Origin of the sequence: Mixta sp. BE291, from assembly GCF_031457955.1 — a bacterium.
In the GTDB taxonomy this organism is placed as follows: Bacteria; Pseudomonadota; Gammaproteobacteria; order Enterobacterales; family Enterobacteriaceae; genus Mixta.
Genome location: NZ_JAVDXN010000004.1, coordinates 391496 through 407763 on the forward strand (window position 1 = coordinate 391496; position 16268 = coordinate 407763).

Here is a 16268-nt window from a genome sequence, read left to right on the forward strand (position 1 = left end):
TATGGCAGCAGTAACCCTTCAGGCCGTCACCAAATCTTATGACGGCAAGCAGCAAATTATCCAGCCGCTGGATGTGGTGATTGGCGACGGCGAATTTATGGTAATGGTCGGGCCTTCTGGCTGCGGCAAATCGACGCTGTTGCGTATGGTCGCCGGGCTGGAACGCGTCACCAGCGGCGATATCTATATCAACAGGCAGCGGGTAACCGAGCTGGAGCCGAAAGATCGCGGCATTGCGATGGTGTTCCAGAACTATGCGCTCTATCCGCATATGACCGTGGAAGAGAACATGGCGTACGGCCTGAAAATTCGCGGCATGGGGCGTGAGCTGATCCGCCAGCGCGTGCTGGAAGCGGCGCGTAGCCTGGAGCTGGATGCGCTGTTGAAAAGACGTCCGCGTGAACTCTCCGGCGGTCAGCGCCAGCGTGTGGCGATGGGACGCGCCATCGTGCGTGAGCCGGAGGTCTTTCTGTTTGACGAGCCGCTCTCTAACCTTGATGCGCGGCTGCGCGTGCAGATGCGCCTGGAGCTGCAACAGCTGCATCGACGGCTGCGCACCACCAGTCTCTATGTCACGCACGATCAGGTCGAAGCGATGACGCTGGCGGAGCGGGTGATGGTGATGAATAAAGGCGTGGTCGAGCAGGTCGGGACGCCGGTTGAGGTTTACGAACGCCCGGCGACGCGCTTTGTCGCCAGCTTTATCGGTTCACCGGCGATGAACCTGCTGGAAGGCCGCTTCAGCCACGACGGCAGCGCCTTTGTACTGAGCGACAATCTGGCCTTGCCGCTGGCGGTGGCGAAAACGCAGTGGGCGAATCAGGCGGCAACGCTGGGCATCCGCCCGGAACATATCACCCTTAGCCGTCGGGAAGAGGGCGGTATTCCGCTGGTGGTTGATACGCTGGAGATCCTGGGGGCAGATAATCTGGCGCACGGCAGGTGGGGCGATCAGCACCTTGTGGTACGCTTGCCGCATCAGGAGCGCCCGAAGCCGGGCAGTATGCTCTGGCTGCATCTGCCCGTTGAGGCGCTGCACTTTTTCTCGGCTGAACACGGAGTGCGTCTGGAATGAATAAAGCATGGCCTTATCCCCCCATCGTTGCCCACCGCGGCGGCGGCAAACTGGCACCGGAAAACACCCTGGCGGCGATTGATACCGGCGCGCGCTACGGCCACGCCATGGTGGAGTTCGATGCCAAGCTGTCGCGCGATGCGCATATTTTTCTGCTGCATGACGACACGCTCGAACGCACCAGCAACGGACAGGGCATTGCAGGCGATCTGCCGTGGCCGCAGCTGGCGCAGCTGGATGCTGGCGGCTGGTTTGATGCCGCCTTTTCCCAGGAGCGGCTGCCGCTGCTGGAGGCGGTGGCGGCGCGCTGCCGTCAGCATCAATTAATGGCGAATATCGAAATCAAGCCCACTACCGGCTATGAAGCACAAACCGGAAAGGCGATAGCGCTGGCGGCGCGTGAACTGTGGCAGGGCGAAACCGCGCCGCTGCTCTCGTCGTTTTCGACGGTGGCGCTGGAGGCGGCGATGCAGGCCGCACCAGAGCTGCCGCGTGGGCTGCTGCTGGATGAATGGCATGAAGACTGGCAGGCAATGACCGCCGCGCTGGACTGCGTCTCCCTTCATCTGAATCACCACCTGCTGGATGCGCAGCGAACCGCGGCGATTAAACAGGCCGGACTAAGGATACTGGTTTATACCGTGAACCAGCCTGAGCGTGCGCGAACGCTGCTGGAGTGGGGCGTGGATGCGATCTGCACCGATCGCATCGATATTATCGGCCCCGATTTCAGGGATTAACGGGTATTGTTTTGATAAACCGGCGGCGGCGTATTGCTGCCGGGTTGCGACTGTAAAACGCGCTGCTGCGTATTGTTACGTTGTTCCTGCATGTGGCGCTGCATTTGCTGCGTTTGCTGCTGCCGATCCTGTTGCAGTTTATTCTGCTGCTGCATCTGACGCGTTTGCATATTGTTTTCCAGGCGCTGCTGGCTCGGGTTGTAACCCGGCTGATTAGGATTATTGTTGTTATTGTTCAGCGTATTCGCCATGCCGCTCAGCGGCAGCAGCGCGATAAAAACCATCAGTAGTTTCTTCACTTTCTCTTCCTCTTGATTGGCAGCGTAACGGAACGACGCCAGAGCGGCATCGCTGTGTGTTGCCTGCTCTAAGTTTAACTCACCTCCAGCGATCGGCCTGTGGCGGGAAGCTAATTTGCGTTAAGGCTCGCTTTTTGTCTTTATTTTGTGCAAGTTTAAGAAAAGTAAACACAATGTAAATAACAATAAGGGTGATGATATGCAGAAAAAAATAACGGGATGGCGGCTCACCGCTGCGTTGCTGACGCTACTGTGGGGCGGATCGGCAGCGGCGCTGGTACAGAACGCGCCGCCGGTTTCATATGGTATTGAGGCAGACACCTTCCATCCGGTACGGGCGACGCAGGGCATGGTGGCGTCGGTGGATGCCACCGCCACGCAGATCGGCGTAGATATTTTGCGTCAGGGCGGCAATGCGGTGGATGCCGCCGTAGCGGTCGGATTCGCCCTGGCGGTGACCCACCCGCAGGCGGGTAATCTGGGCGGTGGCGGTTTTATGCTGCTGCGTACCGCTTCTGGTCGTGCGACGGCTATCGACTTTCGTGAAGTCGCACCCGCGCGCGCCAGCCGCGATATGTTTCTGGATAAGCAGGGCAATGCGGACAGCAAACTTTCTCTGACCTCGCCGCTGGCCTCCGGGACGCCCGGTACGGTCGCGGGCTTTGCGCTGGCGGTACAAAAGTACGGTACGCTGCCGCTAAGCAAGCTGGTGCAGCCTGCCGTTGAACTGGCGCGCAAAGGCATTATCGTCAATGATGCGCTGGCGGATGACCTGAATAACTACGGCAAAGAAGTGCTGCTTTCTCATGAAAACAGCAAAGCCATCTTCTTTAAGCCGGACGGCACGCCTTATCAAAAAGGCGAGCGTTTGGTGCAGGCGAACCTGGCGCATAGCCTGTCGCTGATTGCCAAACAGGGCGCAGACGCCTTTTATAAGGGCGAGATAGCCGATCAAATCACGGCCGAGATGGCGCAGCATGGCGGCCTGATTAGCAAAGCGGATCTGGCGAGTTATCGCGCCGTAGAGCGCGAGCCGATTAGCGGCAGCTACCGTGGCTATCAGGTCTTTTCCATGCCGCCGCCCTCTTCCGGCGGCATTCATATCGTGCAGATCCTGAATATTCTGGAAAATTTCGATCTGGCGAAAATGGGCTTTGGCAGCGCTGACGCGATGCAGACCATCGCCGAAGCGGAGAAATATGCCTACGCTGACCGCTCGGAATATCTTGGCGATCCCGATTTTGTAAAGGTGCCGTGGCAGGCGTTAACCAGCAAAGCTTATGCGAAATCGCTGGCGCAGCAGATCGATCTCGCCAAAGCGCGTCCTTCGGCGGAGATCAAGCCGGGTAAACTCACACCCTATGAGAGTAACCAGACCACGCACTTTTCGGTGGTGGACAAACAGGGCAACGCGGTTGCGGTGACCTATACGCTGAACACCAACTTCGGTAGCGGTATTGTGGCGGGCAGCAGCGGTATCTTGCTGAATAATGAGATGGATGATTTTTCCGCACGTCCTGGTACGCCTAACGTGTATGGCCTGGTTGGCGGGGAAGCCAACGCCGTTCAGCCGGGCAAACGTCCGCTCTCATCTATGTCGCCGACGATTGTGGCAAAAGAGGGCAAAACCTGGCTGGTAACCGGCAGCCCTGGCGGCAGCCGGATTATTACCACCGTGCTGCAAATGGTGGTAAACAGCATTGATTTCGGTATGAACGTAGCGGAAGCGACCAACGCGCCGCGTTTCCACCATCAGTGGCTGCCGGATCAGCTGCGCGTTGAGAAGGGGTTCAGCCCGGATACGCTTAAGCTGCTGCGCGCGAAAGGACAAAACGTGGAAGTATTGCCTGCGATGGGCAGCACGCAAAGCATTATGATCGGGCCTGACGGCATGCGTTATGGCGCATCCGATCCGCGCACCGTAGATGATTTAACGGCAGGGTATTAACCGTACGCCGTGTCGGGAATGTGATTCCGACACGGCGTAAATCAGGAAAGGGCAGCGCATTTCCGGGAGCGCTTAAAGAGAAATAGACCATTGTATCAGCGGATGTATTGTTATAGCGTTAACAAGTGTAGTGGATGGCGGTTTAATTTCTGTTTTCTTTTAATTAAAAAATTATTATTAACGTTAAAATGCCGTTTTCAAAAATAATTTCATAATAGATTATTCAATAAAGTACCCTCTCATAACCTGCCAGGAAAAATCAGATGTAAAATTACACTATAGCAACAAAAGTAAGCACAGATTGGTATCAGCTGAAACAGTGTTTTGCCACTAAAGTTTTTTTTGATTTTTAATTGATAGCTAATTAATTATAGTTCCTTCCCGCTCGCTTATTCCCCCTCGGTTTTGTTATCCTTATATTGCACGAGTCAATAAGCATTACTGGTTCGGAAAAAGGAACGGAATCAACTCAACATGATGATAGACAGCGTGAAAGCTGTTTGCTTATAAGGAAGAACATCATGACATCTTTTCTGCGTATTTTTCTTTTTAAACTACAGCATCACTCCCTAATGATGTGGGGCGTATTGTTTTTTTTCGCCGCCTGGGGCGGCGTGGTACGGTATTTGACCGATAACTCCATTGAAAAATGGTCCTGGACAGGCTTGTTATCACAAATGACGATCTCCTGTTTCACCGGCCTGCTGGGTGGCATTTACGGCTATGAACGAGATTTTAGTAATGCGATGACGCTGATATGCGTCTGCGTATGTAGCACCTTCGGTTGTAGCCTGTTCAAAGCACGCTGACAATGTTACCGAACCAGAGCGGCTTTCGATCTTAGTCTGCGTGGCGAATTTCCCATAATTCAAAGCGCCAGTAAAGGAATCGCTTATGATGAAAGTTCTTTTTAACCTGCGTTTATTTGTTTTTATAGCTGGCATCGCTGGGTTATTTGGCGGCACGCTCTGGCTGCGCATGCAATATCAACAGGTAAATAGTTTAAAGCAACAGAATGCCAGCCTGAAATCGCAGTTGGAACAGCTTAATACGCATCTGCGGCACCTGAAAAACCATGCCGCCACGCTGAGTGCCGCCGTTGCTGAACAGCAAATAACGCAGAAAAAGTTAGAGGAAAAAAATAATGCCGTACGTAAAGCGCTGCAGAATAAGCTGGCAGAGAATGATTGCGCTGATAAGTCTGTGCCTGATGATGTTATCAGGCTGCAACGCGACGCCCTCAAACACCTTGTCGTTAGCAGATTTTCCGCTGCCGGAAAATTTACTGATGCCGTGTCAGGCACCTGTCTTCGATGTGCATAGCTGGGGCGATTATCCCGATTATGTTGCCAGGCTCAGCCTGACGCTGGATAAATGTAATAGCGACAAAAAGGCGCTGTTGGCTATTTTTCCATTAATTAACGCAGCCACCAAAGAGAATTAATTAAAATAATCGCCTTTTACTTAGCCAGTAAAATCATTGTTCGCTATATAAGGAAATAAACGATGAACAGCGTAAGTCGTGGGGTACGTAATAATAATCCAGGCAATATACGTAAAGGAGAACCATGGTTGGGGTTAATCGCGCGGCCGATGCAAACCGATCAGGCATTCTGTCAGTTTATCAGCCCCGAATATGGCATTCGCGCCATGATCATTATTTTACGTGGTTATCAACAGCGTTACGGTTTGCATACCCTTCGCCATTTTATCGAGCGCTGGGCACCTGCCGTTGAGAATGACACCCGGTCTTATGTTTGTCATGTCGCCGATGCTCTTGGCGTGTGCCCTGATAGCCCGGTAGATACGCGTGACCATCAGTTCATGATTGCGTTATTGCAGGCCATTATACGGCATGAGAATGGCTGTCAGCCCTATGAAGATGAGGTTTTTCTGCGTGCGCTGGAGCTGGCAGGTAGTTAAAGGTGTTGTGCTAATGCTTTAGCCGCACCTCTGGCAGCGCGAAGAAAGAGGCAATGTATGTTGCCAGAAGATGATAAAAAGCTTTACAGATACGAATGATAATGATTATTATTGCCATGCACTCCAGCGAGACCGGCATCGGGCTCTCTGCGAAGGCACGACATTGCTCACATTGCTTCCAGTATTTTTTTAGCCAGCCAAGAGCTGGCTTTTTTTTCGCCCTTATTAGCAGCCCGAAAGCCGCTTACCGGTTAAAGACATCAACGAGAATGGCGTAACAGAGCGTCCAATCCGATGTGACGACACTTAACTAGCGGTTAGCGATGACAGTAATGTAATCATTAACGGATTCGATTAATTTGCCATCGCTGGTGACTAAGGGCATTTGCTCATGCTTAGCCTGAGCCACGATAAGACGATCAAAGGGATCTTTATGTAATTTGTCGGGTAGCCCCGCCACCAGAAGTGCATGTTCGCTTTTCACCGGAATCTCAATTAAACCCGCGTCGCCAAGGCCATCTCTGAATTCGACAGGATTAATGGAAAAATCAGGCTTGTTCAGACTGCTTTTGATAACCACCTCCCAGATACTGGCAGCGCTGAAGCAAAGCTTGTTCTCAGTATTTTCTAACAATCCCAAAACCTGGGCTTTTAATCTGTCCGGCTCGTAAGCCATAAATAACAAAATATTAGTATCCAGTAAAAGGGGCATCAGGCTTCTTTCCCGGCAAACATTTCTTCAATTTCAGCAGCATTTAAATCATCAAAATCCTTTGGCACGCTACCTTTCCCTTGTAAAAAACCCATTTTTCGCTTTGGCTGTGCTTCCTGATATGCCACCACTTTAACCAGCGCCTGACCGTTTTTAGCAATAACAAAGGGCTCGCCCGTTCTGGCAACTTCCTGTACCAGTTTAGACAAGTTCGTTTTAGCATCATAAATGTTAACTTTTTCCACGAATCATCCTTTTAGAGAGAGTTGATTTCTGTATAAATTTTGCGCTATCGCTTAGAGTTGGTCAACCTTTTCAGGACAACTCTTTGGATAACAAATAAACAGTTTAACCCCAGGCCGATCGCCGCATACGCAACGCAGAAGAGCGTGTTATATTGCTACTCGATCCCATTCATTTTTTTTGAACAGAGGCGTGAAGTTTTTCAGCTATCATTCAATCCGCTCCGGCCGCAGACTAGAAAAAAACGTTGAGGAGCATTGAACATGATTTACTTACGCAAAGCTGAAGAACGCGGTCATGCGAACCACGGCTGGCTGGATAGCTGGCATACTTTTTCATTCGCTAACTATTACGACGCCAACTTCATGGGCTTCTCGGCGCTGCGCGTGATTAACGAAGACGTTATCGCGGGCGGCCAGGGTTTCGGCACCCATCCTCATAAAGATATGGAAATCCTGACTTACGTGCTTTCTGGCACCGTAGAGCACCAGGACAGCATGGGCAATAAAGAGCAGATCCCGGCAGGCGAGTTCCAGATCATGAGCGCAGGCACCGGCGTGCGTCATTCTGAATACAACGCCAGCAGCAGCGAGCCGCTGCATCTGTATCAGATTTGGATCATCCCGGAAAAAACCGGCATTGAGCCGCGCTACGACCAGCGCCGCTTTGCGGATGTTACGGGCCGCCAGCTGATTCTGTCACCGGACGCCCGTGACGGTTCGCTGAAGGTTTATCAGGATATGACGCTGTCGCGCTGGGTACTGAAGGCGGGCGAGAGCGATAGCGTTGCGCTGGATCCGGCACGCCGCATCTGGATTCAGGTGGTAAAAGGCGACGTCCAGGTTAATGACCAGCCGATCGCCACCAGCGATGCGTTAGCCATCTGGGAAGAGCGTGCGCTGACGCTGCAGGCAAGCAGCGATGCCGAGATCCTGCTGTTCGATCTGCCGCCGGTGTAAGTGTGCATCAGGCCGCCGTCCTCACCCGACGGCGGTTTTTTTTGTCTGCGATTTAGCAATGCGCTGAAATTGCCCGCCAGGGCGCGTTTTCCCCGCTCGTTACTGCTGCGGTTTTTTTGTAAACTCACTGTCATCTCCCTCTGGCCTGCGAATGATAATGAAGAAAAAAAGACCCGTGCTTCAGGATGTTGCCGATCGCGTCGGCGTGACGAAAATGACCGTCAGCCGCTATCTCCGTAATCCGCAGCAGGTCTCTGCCGCGCTCGGCGCGCAAATCGCCGTGGTGCTGGATGAGCTGGGCTACATCCCTAACCGCGCGCCCGATATGCTCTCTAACGCCACCAGCCGCGCTATTGGCGTGCTGCTGCCTTCATTTACCAACCAGGTTTTCGCCGACGTGTTGCGCGGCATTGAAAGCGTTACCGATGCGGCGGGCTATCAGACGCTGGTCGGCCACTTCGGCTACAACCCTGAAAAAGAAGAATTGCAGCTGCGCTCGCTGCTGGGCTGGAACATCGACGGGTTAATCCTTACCGAGCGTACCCACACGCCTGCCAGCCTGCGCATGATTGAAACCGCAGGCATTCCGGTGATTGAAATGATGGATAGCGTGTCGCCCTGTCTGGATATGGCGGTGGGCTTTGATAACGTCGAGGCAGCGCGCCAGATGACGCGGGCGATTCTGGCGAAAGGGCATCGTCATACGGTCTACCTGGGCGCGCGGCTGGATGAACGCACATTGCAAAAGCAGCAGGGCTACGCGCTGGCGATGCGGGAAGCGGGGCTGGAGCCGCACAGCGTCATGATGGAAGAAGCCTCCTCGTTTAGCGCAGGCGCGATGCTGCTGAGCGAAGCGCGGCGACGCTATCCACAAACCGACAGCCTGTTCTGCACCAATGATGATTTGGCGATCGGTGCTATGTTTGAATGTCAGCGCCAGGGATTGCGCGTGCCGCAGCAAATGGCGATTGCGGGCTTTCACGGGCACGATATTGCCCATGTGGTGACGCCGCGCCTGGCTACCGTACTGACGCCGCGCGATCGGATGGGGCGCGAAGCCGCCGCGCTGTTGCTGGCGCGCATCGGTGGCGAAAGCCGTACGCATCAGCCGGTGGATGTGGGGTTCGAGATTGAGGAAGGGGAGAGCATCTGAATCTGACGTTTTTTTGAACCTGCTCACAATTCCAGGCTTTTCCTGTCAGACAGGTTGCGCTGATGAACGCACGTACTGAGAATGGATGTGGCGATGTTATCGGTAACATGCGCCTTTTCATCTGCCGGAGCTAACTACAATGCAAAATCAGTCGCCGTCACATCACGTATTCATTTTGATGGGCGTATCAGGCAGCGGCAAATCTGCCGTCGCTTATGAAGTCTCACACCAGCTGAAAACCGCGTTTCTCGACGGCGATTTTCTGCATCCACGCGGGAACATCGAAAAAATGGCTGAAGGCCATCCGCTGAACGATGACGATCGCCGTCCCTGGCTCCAGTCGGTTAACGATGCGGCCTTCGCGATGCAGCGTACCCAGGCGGTTTCGATTATCGTCTGCTCCGCGTTGAAAAAAAGCTATCGCGACATTCTGCGTCAGGGCAACAGCAACCTCTCCTTTATCTATCTGAAAGGCGAGTTCGAAACGATTGAAAGCCGCCTGAAGGCGCGCAAAGGCCATTTCTTTAAGCCGCAAATGCTGGTCTCTCAGTTCGATACGCTGGAAGAGCCGGGCGTCGATGAAAGTGATGTGCTGGTGGTGGATATTAATCACACCCTGCCGGATGTCGTTGCCGCTACTATCGCTACCATTCAGGGTGCGATCAAAAAGGACTAGTTGTTTCTGATGAGTACCGCAACCCTGGTTTTAACCGCAGCAGGTTCGGTTGTTCTGCTGCTGTTTCTGGTCATGAAGGCGCGTATGCACGCCTTTGTCGCCCTGATATTAGTCTCTTTTGGTGCCGGTCTGTTTTCCGGGATGCCGCTGGATCAAATCGCTGAAACCATGCAAAAAGGCATGGGCGGCACGCTCGGCTTTCTTGCTGTGGTGGTGGCGCTGGGCGCGATGTTCGGCAAAATCCTGCATGAAACCGGCGCGGTCGATCAAATCGCCATTCGTATGCTGAAATCGTTCGGCGAAAGCCGGGCGCACTATGCGATGGGCATCGCGGGATTAATCTGCGCGCTGCCGCTGTTCTTTGAAGTGGCGGTGGTGCTGTTGATCAGCATTGCGTTCGCCGTCGCCCGACGCACCGGCGATAACCTGGTAAAACTGGTGATCCCGCTGTTCGCAGGCGTGGCGGCGGCGGCGGCGTTTCTGCTGCCTGGCCCGGCGCCCATGCTGCTGGCTTCGCAGATGCATGTCGATTTTGGCTGGATGATTTTGCTGGGGCTGTGCGCGGCGCTGCCTGGTATGCTGATCGCCGGTCCGCTGTTCGGCAATTTTATCAGCCGTCATGTCACTTTTAACGTGCCGGAAGATACGGCGCAGCCGGATGTGGAAGCGCATAAGCTGCCCTCCTTTGGCTTCAGCCTGTCGCTGATCCTGTTCCCGCTGGTGCTGGTGGGGCTGAAAACCATTGGCGCGCGCTTTACCGCCGAAGGGTCGCGTCTGTATGAGTGGCTGGAGTTTATCGGCCATCCCTTTACCGCCATTCTGCTGGCGCTGCTGCTGGCGATTTATGGCCTGGCCTGGCGTCAGGGCATGGATAAAGAGAAGGTGATGCAGGTATGCGGCAGCGCGCTGCAACCGGCGGGCATTATTCTGCTGGTGATCGGCGCGGGCGGCGTGTTTAAGCAGGTGCTGGTGGATTCCGGCGTCGGTCCGGCTTTAGGCAATGCGTTAACCAGCGCCGGGCTGCCGATTGCGCTGGCCTGCTTTATTCTCGCTGCGGCGGTGCGCATCATTCAGGGATCGGCGACGGTGGCCTGTTTGACCGCGGTCGGGCTGGTGATGCCGGTGATTGAGCCGCTGCACTATAACGGCGCGCAGATGGCGGCATTGTCGCTGTGTATCGCAGGCGGATCGATTGTGGTCAGTCATGTGAACGATGCCGGTTTCTGGCTGTTCGGCCGCTTTACCGGCGCAACCGAAGCGCAAACGCTGAAAACCTGGACGCTGATGGAAACCATTCTGGGCACCACCGGCGCAATTATCGGCATGATCGCCTTCGAGCTGCTCTCCTGATAGTACGGGCGGATGCTGGTCGTCCGCCCGCTTTACCCCTTACCCCGTTCGGCTAAATCTTCAGGTAGGCGCGCACGCCATCCAGGAACATCTGCGTCGCCAGCATAATCAAAATCAGGCCCATCAAACGCTCCAGCGCATTAACGCCTTTGTCGCCCAGCAGCCGCAGAAACAGGCCGGACAGCAGCAAAATCACCACCGTGACGCCCCATGCGCACAGCAGCGCGCCGACCAGATAGCCCATTTGATGCGGATATTGATGCGAAAGCAGCATCAGCGTTGCCAGCAGAGAAGGCCCGGCCACCAGCGGGATGGCCAGCGGCACCAGAAAAGGCTCCTCGCCCACCGGCAGGCCGGTACTGCTGCTTTCCGGCGAGGGGAAGATCATTTTAATGGCGATTAAGAACAGAATAATGCCACCGGAAATGGAAACCGTTTCGGTGCGCAGGTTCAGAAACGCCAGAATTTTTTCGCCAGCAAACAAAAAAAGCAGCATCAGCGCCAGCGCAATCAACATTTCACGAATCAGAACAATGCGCCGCCGCTTCGGCTCCAGATGTTTCAAAACCGACATAAAAATCGGCAAATTGCCGAGCGGATCCATAATCAACAGCAATAATATGGTCGCAGAGATCATTTCAGTCATTTATTTTGCTCTTTACGCGTAAGTCAGCAGCGCCGTTATTAGCAATGCTGTTGAAAAGATTAACACCATCGAATTAATTCACTTGCCAGCCGTGCTGCATTTTGTAGAGTTGAAGGTCGCAGGTAAACCCATTTTCGCAGGCGGGCTTCGCTTTCTGGCGAACCGGTATTTTCACTTTTCAGACGGTCAGGCGCTACTCAGGTGAGTCAGTTATCGCACCGGTAGCCTGTAGCAGGTGTTCAATGAAAAATGTAGGTCTTATTGGTTGGCGCGGTATGGTCGGCTCAGTGCTGATGCAGCGCATGAATGAAGAGCGTGATTTTGACGCGATTCGTCCGGTATTTTTCTCTACTTCCCAGCATGGCCAGGCCGCGCCGACGGTTGGCGGGCAGGGCGGTACGCTGCAGGATGCGTATGATATCGAGGCGCTGCGCGCGCTGGATATTATTATCACCTGCCAGGGCGGCGACTATACCAGTGAGATCTATCCGCAGCTGCGCGCCAGCGGCTGGCAGGGTTACTGGATTGACGCGGCCTCGACGCTGCGCATGAAAGATGACGCCATTATCATCCTCGATCCGGTTAACCATCGCGTGATCCGCGAGGGGCTGGATAAAGGCATCAAAACCTTTGTCGGCGGCAACTGCACCGTCAGCCTGATGCTGATGTCGCTGGGCGGCCTGTTTGCGCAGGATCTGGTGGAATGGGCTTCGGTCGCCACTTACCAGGCGGCTTCCGGCGGCGGCGCGCGTCATATGCGCGAGCTGCTGACGCAAATGGGTATGTTGCACAACCATGTGGCGCCTGAGCTGCAAAATCCGGCGTCGGCAATACTGGATATTGAGCGCAAAGTCACCGCGTTCACCCGTTCCGGCACGCTGCCGGTGGATAATTTCGGCGTGCCGCTGGCCGGCAGCCTGATTCCGTGGATTGATAAGCAGCTGGAGAACGGCCAGAGCCGCGAAGAGTGGAAAGGCCAGGCGGAAACCAACAAGATCCTCGGCACGCAACAGACCATCCCGGTTGACGGCCTTTGCGTCCGCGTGGGGGCGCTGCGCTGCCACAGCCAGGCTTTCACGCTGAAGCTGAAAAAAGATCTGCCGCTGGCGGAAATCGAACAGCTGCTGGGCGCGCATAATGAGTGGGTTAAAGTGGTGCCCAACGACCGTGAGCTGACTATGCGTGAGCTGACGCCTGCGGCGGTCACCGGCACGCTGACCACGCCGGTCGGACGCTTGCGTAAGCTGAATATGGGGCCGGAATATCTCTCCGCCTTCACCGTCGGCGACCAGCTGCTATGGGGCGCAGCGGAACCGCTGCGTCGTATGCTGCGTTTGCTGGTAGATTAATCGGCGACTGCCCCATTTGAGTTCAGGATGGGGCAGTAAACTAAATATTGTCATGTATGAGGTAAGGTACACGCATTACATTTGCCTGTTAATCATGTCTCTCTCCCTCCAGGCTGGGCAATGCGCTTCAGATATTAATTCCCATTATCTAATAGTGCTTTCCACAACAGTTGATATAAACATTAGCAATAATATCCTTGCTAATATTTATTCTAATAATATATTCTCAAGCAGGTATGCAGATAGATGAATATGCATAAAATGCTGATTTATTTGTGTAAATTTATCACGTCAGCTGTATATAAAAATAGTTAAAGCCGCTATTCCAGCCCCGTAAAGGTTCCTTTAATAAAAATAAAAGACGTTGCTCTTCGCTGCAGGAAAATATTTATTTTATAATTAAAATATATTTTTCCTTTGCCAAAATAGTGGCGCATATTATAAAAACCCCATGAAGGGGGTATGGCCTAAAAGGAGATTCTAATGCGTGAAATTAAATTGAACGAAATGGTAAGGGTCGCCGGTGGTTTTGGTTCCGGAAACAATAATGGAAATAATAGCGGTAATGGCAACGGAAATAGCGGCGGTGGCGGCGGATCTTGCAACGGAGGTAGTGGAGGAAACGGTGGCAACGGAGGTAATGGGGGCAACGGCGGCAATGGAGGTAATTGTGGCGGCGGAAGTGCTGGTCGCCGTTAAAGGTTAATCAATCCACTAAAAAAACGGTCTACTTATTCAGACGTTAAGTAAACCGTTGTAAAGGATAAAACTAAATCTGCAGGAGAAAGAAATGCGAGAACTAAGTGGCTTACAAACGTTGTTCATCGCTGGAGGTTCCCAGTGTGATGGAGGCAGAGGAGGAGATGGAGGGGCCGGTGGTAACGGCGGTAATGGAGGCGATGGCGGAAGCTGCGGTAGTGGTAATGGCGGCGATGGAGGTAATGGGGGGCCCGGCGGTAAAGGAGGAAGAGGAGGCAAGGGCGGCCCGGGAGGACATGATGGGCGTAACGGGCGCGATGGATAATTAGCCCAAATCGGAAGCTAAAGGGAGAGCTGCTGGTTGAACGTACTGAAAAATGCAATCGTGATGCTCCAGCTTATTATTCTGGCAAATATCTCACCTACTTATGCCAGGGAGAGTAGTGTGTTTACCTCACCAGATAATCTGGATCGCTATAGCTGGATGGAAACCTGTCAGAGTTGCACCGCTAAATGGCTTGAACAAAGAACAAAGCAATCGCGAAAAATAATAGATGCTCTTCCATGGAGGGAAACGACGCAAAAACAATTAAACGCGCTCAATTATGCTGAAGATACGCTCTCAAACCTCGTTGATGCAGGTGGCGATCGTTTTTATTTGCGTTCAACGCCTGCATTTCCTTATCTACGCCTTTTCGTAAAGAGAAAAAACGGCAATGAACAGTTGCTGATTGATCCCCCGGTCGGAACAGGCATTCAGTTTTTTTCACCATCATATGATGGTCGTTATATAGCTTATGGTTTAGCCGAGAATGGCTCCGAGTTTGCTTCAATAAATATTCTTGATACCAGAAAAGGTAAAAGCCTGCCCGACGTTATTCCCCGGGTTCGCTATCCTCTTATAGCCTGGCGGGGTGATAATCAGTCCTTTTTCTACCGACGTATGCCATCAGTGAAACAAAAAGCGCTACCTGCTGAGCGTCTGGCTGGCCAAAAGGTTTATCTGCACCATACAGGAAATGACGTTAGCCTGGATGTGGTCGTGTTTGACAGCTTTATGGTTTCTGAAAAGGCCGCCTCTGTCTACGATGATGTGGCCGTATATGCTTCCCCTGATTCAGAGTGGCTTGTTTCATCCATCTCTACCTCAACCAGCGGATACAGCAGCACGATATTTAAAGTACGTGCCGATGCATTAAACGGTGCAAAAACGCCGTGGGAAAAAATTATTGATAGTAGTGAGAACATTTCTCACTTTATTCTTTCAGGAAAATGGTTATACCTGGCAAAATATAATGATTCTTCTGGTTATCATGTCGCACGTAAAAATCTTGACGACCCTAGACACGCTGAAGAAACTATTGTTGAATGGTCAAGAGGTGAGTTAACCGGTTTTATAACCAACAAGGAATCGCTTTACATTACCTATCATGACAATGGCACAAGAAAGTTTTTAAGGGCACCTTTCGAAAATATAAGTAGGATAAAAAATATATCTCTCCCTTTTGAGGGCGAGATTACAGCATTATTTTCTGATTATGGAAAAAAGGAGATACTCTTTACCTTACAGGGATGGACAAAGCCGCCTGTGATATTGCGTTATGATCCCGATAAGAACATTGTTGAAGACACAGGGCTGATAGCTCCGCAATCCCATGATTTCTCTGATTATGAAGTGGAAGAGATATGGGTGATATCAAAAAATAATGTCCGCGTGCCTCTCACTATAATTCATAAGCGAGGATTAAATTTAGATGGAACTGCGCCCGTTTGGTTAACTACGTACGGGGCTTATGGCGTGAGTACATTTCCTAATTTTGATGCATCAAGGCTCATCTGGCTAAGAAAAGGCGGCGTTATTGCCATTGCCCATGTGCGCGGTGGTGGGGAGTTGGGGCCTTTTTGGCATGAGGAAGGGCGTGCATCAAATAAAGGAAATTCGATTTCGGATTTTATTGACTGTGCTGAGTACCTGATTGAAAATGGTTATACTCATCCATCAAAGCTTGTTATTAGCGGGGAAAGCGCTGGCGGAATAATTATCGGCATGGCTTTAGTAAAGCGGCCCGACATGTTTGCAGCTGCAGCGATACATGCCGGTATGCTTAATACTATCCGGTTGGATCAGATTCCCATAGGCGCAATGAATTTTAAAGAGTTTGGCTCACCCTTTACTGAAGAGGGAATACGCGATCTTAAGAAAGTCGATGCATATTATAATCTGAAAGATGGCGTTCGCTACCCTGCGGTGATGCTGACGGTAGGAATGAATGATGCGCGCGTTTCTCCCTGGCAGACAGCGAAGTTTGCAGCACGTCTGGAAGAAATAACAGCCACAGTGGAGAATCCAAATCCAGTGCTGGTCGTTTCGGAAAACGAGGCTGGACATAGTCCGGCAACCTATGAACAGGCGGACAGGAACTTCCTGGATATTCTAAACTTTTTTATATGGAGAACAACCCTTGCTAAAAAATAGTGCTGATATCCATAATGAAA

General features: G+C 52.4%; 19 protein-coding genes. 15 read left to right on the forward strand and 4 right to left on the reverse strand.

The genetic code is table 11. The features are described from left to right. Position 1: 1 nt before the first annotated feature. Entirely contained in the window at positions 2 to 1075 is a 1074-nt protein-coding gene (locus J2X14_RS11880; protein WP_352411425.1) for a sn-glycerol-3-phosphate import ATP-binding protein UgpC, read from the forward strand. Then, a complete protein-coding gene (gene ugpQ, locus J2X14_RS11885) occupies positions 1072 to 1815 on the forward strand; it encodes a glycerophosphodiester phosphodiesterase (RefSeq protein ID WP_352411426.1) in 744 nt (247 codons plus the stop codon). The genes J2X14_RS11880 and ugpQ overlap by 4 nt, the downstream gene beginning before the upstream one ends. Here ugpQ and J2X14_RS11890 read toward each other — a convergent pair. Continuing rightward, complete coding sequence (locus J2X14_RS11890) at positions 1812 to 2114, reverse strand: DUF2756 domain-containing protein (RefSeq protein WP_352411427.1); 303 nt, start codon at positions 2112 to 2114, stop codon at positions 1812 to 1814. The two genes, ugpQ and J2X14_RS11890, sit on opposite strands and share 4 nt — an antisense overlap. 199 nt (positions 2115 to 2313) lie before the next feature. Between J2X14_RS11890 and ggt the strand changes: the two genes are divergently transcribed. From ggt to J2X14_RS11915, 5 genes are all read left to right on the forward strand, one after another. Next, positions 2314 to 4062 carry a gamma-glutamyltransferase gene (ggt, locus tag J2X14_RS11895; protein ID WP_352411428.1) on the forward strand — a complete coding sequence of 583 codons (1749 nt, stop codon included), beginning with the start codon at positions 2314 to 2316 and terminating at the stop codon, positions 4060 to 4062. Between the two features lie 521 nt (positions 4063 to 4583). Beyond that, positions 4584 to 4871, forward strand: coding sequence for a phage holin family protein (locus J2X14_RS11900; RefSeq protein ID WP_352411429.1), 288 nt, complete (start codon positions 4584 to 4586; stop codon positions 4869 to 4871). A gap of 85 nt (positions 4872 to 4956) precedes the next feature. Next, on the forward strand, positions 4957 to 5385 hold the full coding sequence (locus J2X14_RS11905) for a DUF2570 family protein (RefSeq protein ID WP_352411430.1): 429 nt from the start codon (positions 4957 to 4959) through the stop codon (positions 5383 to 5385). Continuing rightward, on the forward strand, positions 5276 to 5506 hold the full coding sequence (gene lysC / locus J2X14_RS11910) for an Rz1-like lysis system protein LysC (RefSeq protein ID WP_502890004.1): 231 nt from the start codon (positions 5276 to 5278) through the stop codon (positions 5504 to 5506). Before J2X14_RS11905 ends, lysC begins: the two co-directional genes overlap by 110 nt. A gap of 62 nt (positions 5507 to 5568) precedes the next feature. Continuing rightward, the gene (locus tag J2X14_RS11915) at positions 5569 to 5985 is read left to right on the forward strand and encodes a structural protein (protein ID WP_352411432.1); all 417 of its coding nucleotides are present in this window, start codon (positions 5569 to 5571) and stop codon (positions 5983 to 5985) included. Between the two features lie 310 nt (positions 5986 to 6295). On the opposite strand, the gene J2X14_RS11920 is transcribed toward J2X14_RS11915, so the two are convergent. Further along, on the reverse strand, positions 6296 to 6697 hold the full coding sequence (locus tag J2X14_RS11920; RefSeq protein ID WP_352411433.1) for a type II toxin-antitoxin system VapC family toxin: 402 nt from the start codon (positions 6695 to 6697) through the stop codon (positions 6296 to 6298). Further along, a complete protein-coding gene (locus tag J2X14_RS11925; protein WP_352411434.1) occupies positions 6697 to 6942 on the reverse strand; it encodes a type II toxin-antitoxin system Phd/YefM family antitoxin in 246 nt (81 codons plus the stop codon). The genes J2X14_RS11920 and J2X14_RS11925 overlap by 1 nt, the downstream gene beginning before the upstream one ends. 261 nt (positions 6943 to 7203) lie before the next feature. Here J2X14_RS11925 and J2X14_RS11930 point away from each other — a divergent pair, with 261 nt between their 5' ends. The 4 genes from J2X14_RS11930 (at position 7204) to gntU (ending at position 11078) form a co-directional block, all read left to right on the forward strand. Beyond that, positions 7204 to 7899: a pirin family protein gene (locus tag J2X14_RS11930; protein WP_352411435.1), complete on the forward strand. Its 696-nt coding sequence runs from the start codon at positions 7204 to 7206 to the stop codon at positions 7897 to 7899. A 157-nt stretch (positions 7900 to 8056) separates the two neighbouring features. Then, on the forward strand, positions 8057 to 9052 hold the full coding sequence (gene gntR, locus J2X14_RS11935; RefSeq protein ID WP_352411436.1) for a gluconate operon transcriptional repressor GntR: 996 nt from the start codon (positions 8057 to 8059) through the stop codon (positions 9050 to 9052). Positions 9053 to 9191: 139 nt separating this feature from the next. Then, positions 9192 to 9728: a gluconokinase gene (gene gntK, locus J2X14_RS11940; protein ID WP_352411437.1), complete on the forward strand. Its 537-nt coding sequence runs from the start codon at positions 9192 to 9194 to the stop codon at positions 9726 to 9728. Positions 9729 to 9737: 9 nt separating this feature from the next. Continuing rightward, positions 9738 to 11078, forward strand: coding sequence for a gluconate transporter (gntU, locus tag J2X14_RS11945; RefSeq protein WP_352411438.1), 1341 nt, complete (start codon positions 9738 to 9740; stop codon positions 11076 to 11078). Between the two features lie 52 nt (positions 11079 to 11130). Here gntU and J2X14_RS11950 read toward each other — a convergent pair whose 3' ends face one another. Further along, complete coding sequence (locus tag J2X14_RS11950) at positions 11131 to 11724, reverse strand: YhgN family NAAT transporter (protein ID WP_352411439.1); 594 nt, start codon at positions 11722 to 11724, stop codon at positions 11131 to 11133. Positions 11725 to 11966: 242 nt separating this feature from the next. On the opposite strand from J2X14_RS11950, the gene asd reads away from it, so the two are divergent. The 4 genes from asd (at position 11967) to J2X14_RS11970 (ending at position 16248) form a co-directional block, all read left to right on the forward strand. Beyond that, positions 11967 to 13073: an aspartate-semialdehyde dehydrogenase gene (gene asd / locus J2X14_RS11955; protein ID WP_352411440.1), complete on the forward strand. Its 1107-nt coding sequence runs from the start codon at positions 11967 to 11969 to the stop codon at positions 13071 to 13073. A gap of 547 nt (positions 13074 to 13620) precedes the next feature. Next, positions 13621 to 13779 carry a hypothetical protein gene (locus J2X14_RS11960; RefSeq protein ID WP_352411441.1) on the forward strand — a complete coding sequence of 53 codons (159 nt, stop codon included), beginning with the start codon at positions 13621 to 13623 and terminating at the stop codon, positions 13777 to 13779. A 169-nt stretch (positions 13780 to 13948) separates the two neighbouring features. After that, complete coding sequence (locus J2X14_RS11965) at positions 13949 to 14101, forward strand: hypothetical protein (protein WP_352411442.1); 153 nt, start codon at positions 13949 to 13951, stop codon at positions 14099 to 14101. A 32-nt stretch (positions 14102 to 14133) separates the two neighbouring features. Further along, positions 14134 to 16248, forward strand: coding sequence for a prolyl oligopeptidase family serine peptidase (locus J2X14_RS11970; protein ID WP_352411443.1), 2115 nt, complete (start codon positions 14134 to 14136; stop codon positions 16246 to 16248). Positions 16249 to 16268 lie beyond the last annotated feature (20 nt).

What these genes read in the sequence shown, in the direction of transcription:
- J2X14_RS11960 (WP_352411441.1), top strand. Translation starts at nt 13,621, where the DNA reads ATGGAAATAATAGCGGTAATGGCAACGGAAATAGCGGCGGTGGCGGCG.
- J2X14_RS11880 (WP_352411425.1), top strand. Translation starts at nt 2, where the DNA reads ATGGCAGCAGTAACCCTTCAGGCCGTCACCAAATCTTATGACGGCAAG.
- gntK (WP_352411437.1), top strand. Translation starts at nt 9,192, where the DNA reads ATGCAAAATCAGTCGCCGTCACATCACGTATTCATTTTGATGGGCGTA.
- J2X14_RS11950 (WP_352411439.1), bottom strand. Translation starts at nt 11,724, where the DNA reads ATGACTGAAATGATCTCTGCGACCATATTATTGCTGTTGATTATGGAT.
- ggt (WP_352411428.1), top strand. Translation starts at nt 2,314, where the DNA reads ATGCAGAAAAAAATAACGGGATGGCGGCTCACCGCTGCGTTGCTGACG.
- J2X14_RS11920 (WP_352411433.1), bottom strand. Translation starts at nt 6,697, where the DNA reads ATGCCCCTTTTACTGGATACTAATATTTTGTTATTTATGGCTTACGAG.
- lysC (WP_502890004.1), top strand. Translation starts at nt 5,276, where the DNA reads ATGTTATCAGGCTGCAACGCGACGCCCTCAAACACCTTGTCGTTAGCA.
- J2X14_RS11930 (WP_352411435.1), top strand. Translation starts at nt 7,204, where the DNA reads ATGATTTACTTACGCAAAGCTGAAGAACGCGGTCATGCGAACCACGGC.
- ugpQ (WP_352411426.1), top strand. Translation starts at nt 1,072, where the DNA reads ATGAATAAAGCATGGCCTTATCCCCCCATCGTTGCCCACCGCGGCGGC.
- J2X14_RS11905 (WP_352411430.1), top strand. Translation starts at nt 4,957, where the DNA reads ATGATGAAAGTTCTTTTTAACCTGCGTTTATTTGTTTTTATAGCTGGC.
- J2X14_RS11900 (WP_352411429.1), top strand. Translation starts at nt 4,584, where the DNA reads ATGACATCTTTTCTGCGTATTTTTCTTTTTAAACTACAGCATCACTCC.
- J2X14_RS11915 (WP_352411432.1), top strand. Translation starts at nt 5,569, where the DNA reads ATGAACAGCGTAAGTCGTGGGGTACGTAATAATAATCCAGGCAATATA.
- asd (WP_352411440.1), top strand. Translation starts at nt 11,967, where the DNA reads ATGAAAAATGTAGGTCTTATTGGTTGGCGCGGTATGGTCGGCTCAGTG.
- gntR (WP_352411436.1), top strand. Translation starts at nt 8,057, where the DNA reads ATGAAGAAAAAAAGACCCGTGCTTCAGGATGTTGCCGATCGCGTCGGC.
- gntU (WP_352411438.1), top strand. Translation starts at nt 9,738, where the DNA reads ATGAGTACCGCAACCCTGGTTTTAACCGCAGCAGGTTCGGTTGTTCTG.